Below are 6,238 nucleotides of genomic sequence, written 5' to 3'. Positions count from 1 at the left end.
TAGGAAAATCGTCCCTTATTCGTGTTATGGGAGGAGTCTTTTGATTAGTGATTTCGGCTTTTTACGGAATTTTTCAGCCATGAATTGGAATCCGTACATAAGGATGGATTTGGCCATAAACAAGATTCCCATTTGATAATGCTTCAGTCGAATAAGAGAGACGATGCCCATCCTTTTTAACACAAACATACCAGGATAAACAAACAGAAAATCCGTGATTAAGTTTAATACAAGATAGCGAAAAAAGTTTCCGAATGTAAATTTTAGAATCCAGATCGAGCCAATCATAAAAGGACCTATTAGGAAAGGCAGCTCCCCCATAACATTAGGAATCAGTCTATCGTAAAATCTCCACCATACCCGCTTTTTTGCTAATATGCTTTCAACACTGATCCAGCAAGTAATAAAAAAGGCAGCCGGTAAAAAACGTTTAAAGTTCCTTTTTCCTAACATCGGCACTGATAACCATGGTACCAGCATTAAGACGAGTAAAAACATTTTATTATATTTCATCTACAGCCATTCCTTTTTATTTTTAATATGCACAATCACCATTGGTATTATTTACTTTTTTGGAAATTTTTCCTATAGTTATTGGTATAGAAAAATAATGTCATTGACTCAAGTTTGTTTTTATAATAATATATTAGATTGCAAGTATTTCAACGTGGTTCGAAAACCTCCCACGTAAAAAAACTAAGGAGAAATGAATATATGGAAAAATTTGTGCATCCGGTAAGTACGAATGCCCCATCAGGCAAAGTGCACAGAAACGCGCACGGAATCGTTGTTAATGGGATTATTGCAGCGTTGTACATTGCAGTTTCGGCGTTGATTCAACCGTTTGGGTTTACCCAAGTTCAGTTCCGCGTATCGGAAATGTTTAATCATTTAGTCGTTTTTAATAAAAAGTACATTTACGGAATTGTTTTAGGTGTATTTTTAACGAATTTATTTTTCTCGCCAATGAAGGCTTACGATTTAATTTTTGGAGTGGGCCAATCAGTGATTGCTTTAGTTATTACTAGTCTTTGTACACGGATTATTAGAGGAATTTGGGCTAGAATGATAGTGAATACCATTGTTTTCACAATTACTATGTTCCTTATTGCGCTAGAACTGCATTTAGCATTTGATTTACCTTTCCTTTTTACATGGCTTACAACGGCCATAGGTGAATTGGTTGTGATGGCTGTCGGCATGCCGGTAATGTATGTCCTGAATAAACGTATCCATTTTGAAAAAAGGGTTTAATTACGAAGAGTTGCTGCTTTTTGCAGCGGCTCTTTTATTATAAATGGACTGCTGTATGGACATAATAGGCCCATTTCAAAAAAATAAGCAGATAGATGGCAATTGAATTTTTGAAAAATTATAATAATAAATGAATGACGACTAAACCATAAAGTGGCTAAATCTATTAGAAATAAACTCTTCCATCATTCACTAAAGGGGGAAAATGGCGATGGTTCAACGTCCAGAAGTAAGTGAGTTTTCTGAGTACTACATACCGTATGTAAATTTGGTTCCAGATGGAGACTTATTGGAGATTTTAAAAGAGAATTTGGAGAAAACTACAGCAGTAGCTGAAGGTTTATCGGAGGAGGCCGGACAGTCTCGGTATGCTCCAGGGAAGTGGAGTATCAAAGAAGTCCTTGGTCATATGACTGACACGGAACGAATTATGAGCTATCGTCTGCTTCGAATTGGCCGCGGTGATTTAACACCACTGCCTGGTTTCAACGAGAACGACTATATTGCTGCATCTAACTTTGATGGGCTTTCGATACAACAAATTATTGAAGACTTTACCGCTGTACGAAATGCCACCATCACGCTCATCAACAATATGCCAGACGAAGCTTGGGAGAGGATTGGAGTGACCAACAATTCCAATACCACAACACGTGCCCTCGCCTACATCATCGCAGGCCACGCCCTCCATCACCTAAAAATAATAAATGAACGATACCTATAGTAATAATGGTGTCAGGCACCATTTGATAGAAGAAAACCTTTAATGGGTTTTCTTTTTTATTGCGAACATTTGTTCTTTGTTTTATAATTAAGATATTGGTTAGAATAGGAATTGTGTTGTTTTACTAATCCATATTCATACCAATGTTTTTTGTTTGGAGTGTAAAGTGAAGTTTACCAATTAACCAAGGAGCTGATTTTTGATGACATTACGTTTGATTCCCTATTTAGTAATGAATGGTAATGCAAAAGAAGCAATTGAATTTTACCAAAAGGCCTTAGATGCTCAGGTTCTCTTCAGCCAATCGTTCGGTGAAATGCCGGAGAACCCTGAATTTCCATTGCCAGCAGAGGCAAAGGATCGTGTTAGTCATGCAACCATTAAAATTGGTGAAACAGACCTAATGCTTTCTGATACCTTCCCTGGCCAGCCGCATCAGAGCGGAACTCAAGTAACGATTTGTATTTCCACTAATGATGCCGACCAAGCGCATAGGTTCTTTGATGCATTAAAGGAAGGCGGACAAGTGGGTATGCCGCTGCAAGAAACCTTCTTTAGCCCGGCATACGGAAGTGTTACGGATAAATTCGGCATTACATTTCAAGTTTTCACTGAGGGCAGATAATCATTTTGATGAATTCCCTATACGAATATCGAGCATGAGATTAATATACATAGTGGGGAAGCAACCAAAAAACGGCTTTGCATGCACTTATGCAGCGAAGCCGTTTTCTTTTTATTTATCTATTGCTCACGCTTAAATGAATGAGTAATAATTTCGTTTATAAGTGAATCTTTGCCTCGACACCATAATGGTCAGATACCACCATTTTATTGTGATTGTTAAAGATTACTTTTGAAAAATCTACTAGTACAGGTTGATTGGTTAAGATTAAGTCTATTCGCAGATCCTGCTTATTATTGCTCCAGCCGGCAATTTTTCCTTTAACGGTAATTCCTTGATCTTTTTCTTCAGCCAGATTGTATGTATCATAAAGACCATGACTTAACAAATACTCATACCCTTCTCCTTTTAGAGAAGCATCGTTATTGAAATCCCCCATTAGGAATAAATGGTCATCCCAATTCAACTTCTTGAACAGCTTGTCAGCCTGTACCTTAAAAGGTTCAACTTCATCATGCCACCAACCCATATGACAGGAATAAAAAGTATAAGGTTTGTCCTTGTACTTAATCGTTGCTCCTATAATTCTTCTTGTTTTCCAGTTTACCGCATAATCCTCACTTTGCGATACAAAAAAGGAGTGATGCTGTATGATTGGATGTTTGGTTAGGATCGCTACCCCTTCTTCATAGGTTCCATTCTTGATATAGTGAGTCAAATCCCACACCATTGAATATTCGTCATTGCCACGCTTTTTAAGTTCTTGTAACAAAACGTAGACGTAATTGTTTCTCTTTACGTTCCCATCCACATACTCTTCAGCTATTGCCTGGCTTACCTCCTGCAGGGAAATAACATCATAAGAATTTTCAATGATGGTTTCTGCTAAATGTGCTATTTTATCAAGCTGATGTTCCTCATGCCAAGAATGGCAGTTTAATGTTAAGAGTTTCATATTCACCATACCCCATGTAGTTTAACATAGTGAATATTTTAACATACAAGTTTCATGTAATAAATTAATGAGCCTTCAACATTGGCATAGTGTTAATACCATTAATGGTGACAGGCACCAATTTTTATCCCAGCTTGGTGCGGGCTGCGGCTGGCTGGTATTTTCTCATCGGCCCTTTTTCGAGAACTTCTTGCAGATAGAGGTTGCCGTTCGGGCTCGTTTTCTTTAGCAGGTCCATTAGATATGTAATATCATCGAGTGCTCTATGTGTTTGGTAATCTGTAATATCATGAGCCTGTAATAATGTCAGAAGTTTTCCGTTTGGAAAGCCATAGTTTTTCCAAGGGATATTCCTCATCGTACAATACCACTTTAAATCATTGACTTCAGGATACATATGATACAAAAAGCTGCGGTCAAATGAAGCGTTATGTGCAAACACCGAATCAGCACGATGAAAATAGGTTTTGATTTTCACATCATAGAAACTTTTCCCTTTTACTAACTCATAAGGAATACCATGGACACGAAAGGCAGTATCATAATTATTTCGGGCTGTCCTTGAGATGGGCTCACGCAAGAAAGAATCTTCCTCGATAATCTCAATAATTTCTCCTGTTTCCTTTCGGTAGGTGAATAATTTAAGAGCAAGTTCAATCACTTCGTCTTTTGTTGGTCCCAACCCAGTGGTTTCAACGTCCAATACTAATCCATATTGTTCAGATCTTTGCATACTGATCATTCCTTAAAGTAAAGTTATCCCTATTATATCAAAGCTCCGGTCATTAAAACATGACCATTCTCTGGATATTATTCATTGATTTTCAATCCAAACCTAATGGCTGCTTCATTCCCGTAAGAAATGCCTGAATGGTGATGACTAGGCTATCGTCCAAATTTAACTTCATTTTAAAACCGCCCTTTTGTTCAAGAGCAGAGAAACCATGCAGTATACTGCGTAAACCTCTGACAGTGTGTAAGGCATGCTCTCCCTCCAAATGACAGGTTTGCAGTATAAGGATCGAAAGGTCAACAATTTTTGCCCCTGCATTTTGTACTTCCTCATCTTCTGGATTTGGCGCTAGTAACGTCGCCTCATACACCCCTGGATGTTTACGGGCAAAATTTACATAGGCTCTACTCATGGCAAGGACGGCTTCCATTCCTGATATTCCAAAGGAAGCCTCCTCCATTTTTTCGTATAATTGATTAATTCCATGAATGGCAAGTTTTTTTCTTAATCCGGGCAGTCCATTGAAATGGTTATACAAAGAAGGGGAGCGAATCCCCAATTTCTTCGCAAGATTAGCTAATGAAACCTCCGACATTCCTTGTTGATCGGCAATCTCCCCCGCTGCATCTAGTATAGCGGACAATTCAAGTCCCACTTTTGGTCTTGGTGACATATTCCTTCCCCTTATCCGATTTTTCGATTTAATGCTTCCACCGCTTTTTCCATCACCGCAATAGGATTCTCCACCATCTCTCCATGACCAACCGCGAGCAGCCTGGGTTGATAGTTAAGTAGTTTTTTCGCACTTGCTAACGCTGTTTTCTTACTCCAAGTACCAAAAGCCGGGAATGGAAACCATGGTTTTATATCCCCTGCAACAGCAATGCCTCCTCTTGTTTGAAAAGCATCACCGGCAATTAAGGCTTTGGTCCGCAAATCAAGAAATGACATTGATCCAGGTGTATGACCCGGCGTTTCTACCGCTGTTAATGAACCAACTAAATCTCCTTCTTTGAGCAAGATATTAGCTCTGGTTTTTAATCCCTTCGGTACTCCCCCTTTTATTGGCATTTGATCTTCATGAGAATCGAGTGATCGGTCATTATTCATTAGTCTGTAATCTCGGGATGAGATATAAACAGGAACTTCAGGCAGCTCTTCTTTTAAGGCATCAAGTGCACCAACATGATCTTCATGGGCATGTGTCAGCACAATTTTGGTAATAGGCTTTCCGATTTGTTCCGCTGCCTTCAAAATCCCTTTGGCACAAAATCCAAGGGCAGCATCAATTAACGTTAATCCATCCTCTTCCTCCACCAAATAACAGTTAACCGGAAAAAGACGTGCCATAAAGGTTACCTGATAAACATTGCCTAATTTAATTAACCTCATTTCCCCACATCCTCTTTGACTAATATCATTAGTTTTATTTTAACTAATACCATTAGTTAAATCAACAATAATTACCACTTTTTTGAAAAAGATAAAAAAAACGCCTCCTTCTCTAATGAGACGAAGACGCTTATGTTGACCTTAATTCATAATTTGAATGGTTAATAGGTGCTATCCTCATTTAATTCTTGTTTACTTTCATACCAATTTGTAACTTGTGTAAGGATCGCATAGACAAAAAAGAAATTCATTGCCCACACATTAATAAAAGGTGAGATACCTCCGTACTGGATAGTCTCATAGCCTTTTAGTTTCATTACAATCATTGATTCAATAAAAATTAGCACAAACCCAAGGACTCCCGCCACTGCAGCTTTTACCATTTGTCTATCCCTCCAAAATCCTTCCAATTATATTTATCCTATTTAAACGCTAACAACAGTACAATTTCGACAATTTTGTGAACATTAATAATTCTATTATATGACATTTTTTAATAAACACAACTACTCAAAAGTAAAAAAGGTGCCTGACACCCTTGAACTGTGACCCATA

At 38.1% G+C, this 6,238-nt stretch carries 9 protein-coding genes and 1 riboswitch; of the genes, 3 read left to right on the top strand and 6 right to left on the bottom strand.

What is annotated here, in order from left to right; all coding sequences use genetic code 11:
* Positions 1–24: 24 nt before the first annotated feature.
* Positions 25–513, bottom strand: a complete 489-nt coding sequence (locus tag V7266_RS25135) for a hypothetical protein (protein WP_335471953.1) — start codon at positions 511–513, stop codon at positions 25–27.
* 148 nt (positions 514–661) lie between these two features.
* Positions 662–706: riboswitch (PreQ1 riboswitch) on the top strand.
* A gap of 8 nt (positions 707–714) precedes the next feature.
* Here V7266_RS25135 and V7266_RS25130 point away from each other — a divergent pair.
* The 3 genes from V7266_RS25130 (at position 715) to V7266_RS25120 (ending at position 2,603) form a co-directional block, all read left to right on the top strand.
* A complete protein-coding gene (locus V7266_RS25130) occupies positions 715–1,254 on the top strand; it encodes a QueT transporter family protein (protein WP_335471952.1) in 540 nt (179 codons plus the stop codon).
* Positions 1,255–1,465: 211 nt separating this feature from the next.
* Positions 1,466–1,978: a DinB family protein gene (locus V7266_RS25125; RefSeq protein ID WP_335471951.1), complete on the top strand. Its 513-nt coding sequence runs from the start codon at positions 1,466–1,468 to the stop codon at positions 1,976–1,978.
* Positions 1,979–2,180: 202 nt separating this feature from the next.
* Positions 2,181–2,603: a VOC family protein gene (locus V7266_RS25120; RefSeq protein WP_335471949.1), complete on the top strand. Its 423-nt coding sequence runs from the start codon at positions 2,181–2,183 to the stop codon at positions 2,601–2,603.
* Positions 2,604–2,760: 157 nt separating this feature from the next.
* Here the strand turns inward: V7266_RS25120 and V7266_RS25115 are convergent, their stop codons facing one another.
* The 5 genes from V7266_RS25115 to V7266_RS25095 form a co-directional block, all read right to left on the bottom strand.
* Entirely contained in the window at positions 2,761–3,558 is a 798-nt protein-coding gene (locus tag V7266_RS25115; RefSeq protein WP_335471948.1) for an endonuclease/exonuclease/phosphatase family protein, read from the bottom strand.
* Between the two features lie 124 nt (positions 3,559–3,682).
* Positions 3,683–4,291: an exonuclease domain-containing protein gene (locus V7266_RS25110; RefSeq protein WP_335471947.1), complete on the bottom strand. Its 609-nt coding sequence runs from the start codon at positions 4,289–4,291 to the stop codon at positions 3,683–3,685.
* A gap of 91 nt (positions 4,292–4,382) precedes the next feature.
* Positions 4,383–4,964 carry a TetR/AcrR family transcriptional regulator gene (locus V7266_RS25105; protein ID WP_335471946.1) on the bottom strand — a complete coding sequence of 194 codons (582 nt, stop codon included), beginning with the start codon at positions 4,962–4,964 and terminating at the stop codon, positions 4,383–4,385.
* Positions 4,965–4,975: 11 nt separating this feature from the next.
* Entirely contained in the window at positions 4,976–5,683 is a 708-nt protein-coding gene (locus tag V7266_RS25100) for an MBL fold metallo-hydrolase (RefSeq protein ID WP_335471945.1), read from the bottom strand.
* Between the two features lie 161 nt (positions 5,684–5,844).
* The gene (locus V7266_RS25095) at positions 5,845–6,066 is read right to left on the bottom strand and encodes a hypothetical protein (protein WP_335471944.1); all 222 of its coding nucleotides are present in this window, start codon (positions 6,064–6,066) and stop codon (positions 5,845–5,847) included.
* Between the last annotated feature and the right edge of the window lie 172 nt (positions 6,067–6,238).

The organism is Neobacillus drentensis (assembly GCF_036965645.1).
GTDB classification, from domain to species: Bacteria; Bacillota; Bacilli; order Bacillales; family Cytobacillaceae; genus Neobacillus; species Neobacillus drentensis_D.
The sequence above is the reverse complement of the archived record's forward strand: the minus strand, read 5'-3'. Positions and strand labels throughout refer to the sequence as shown.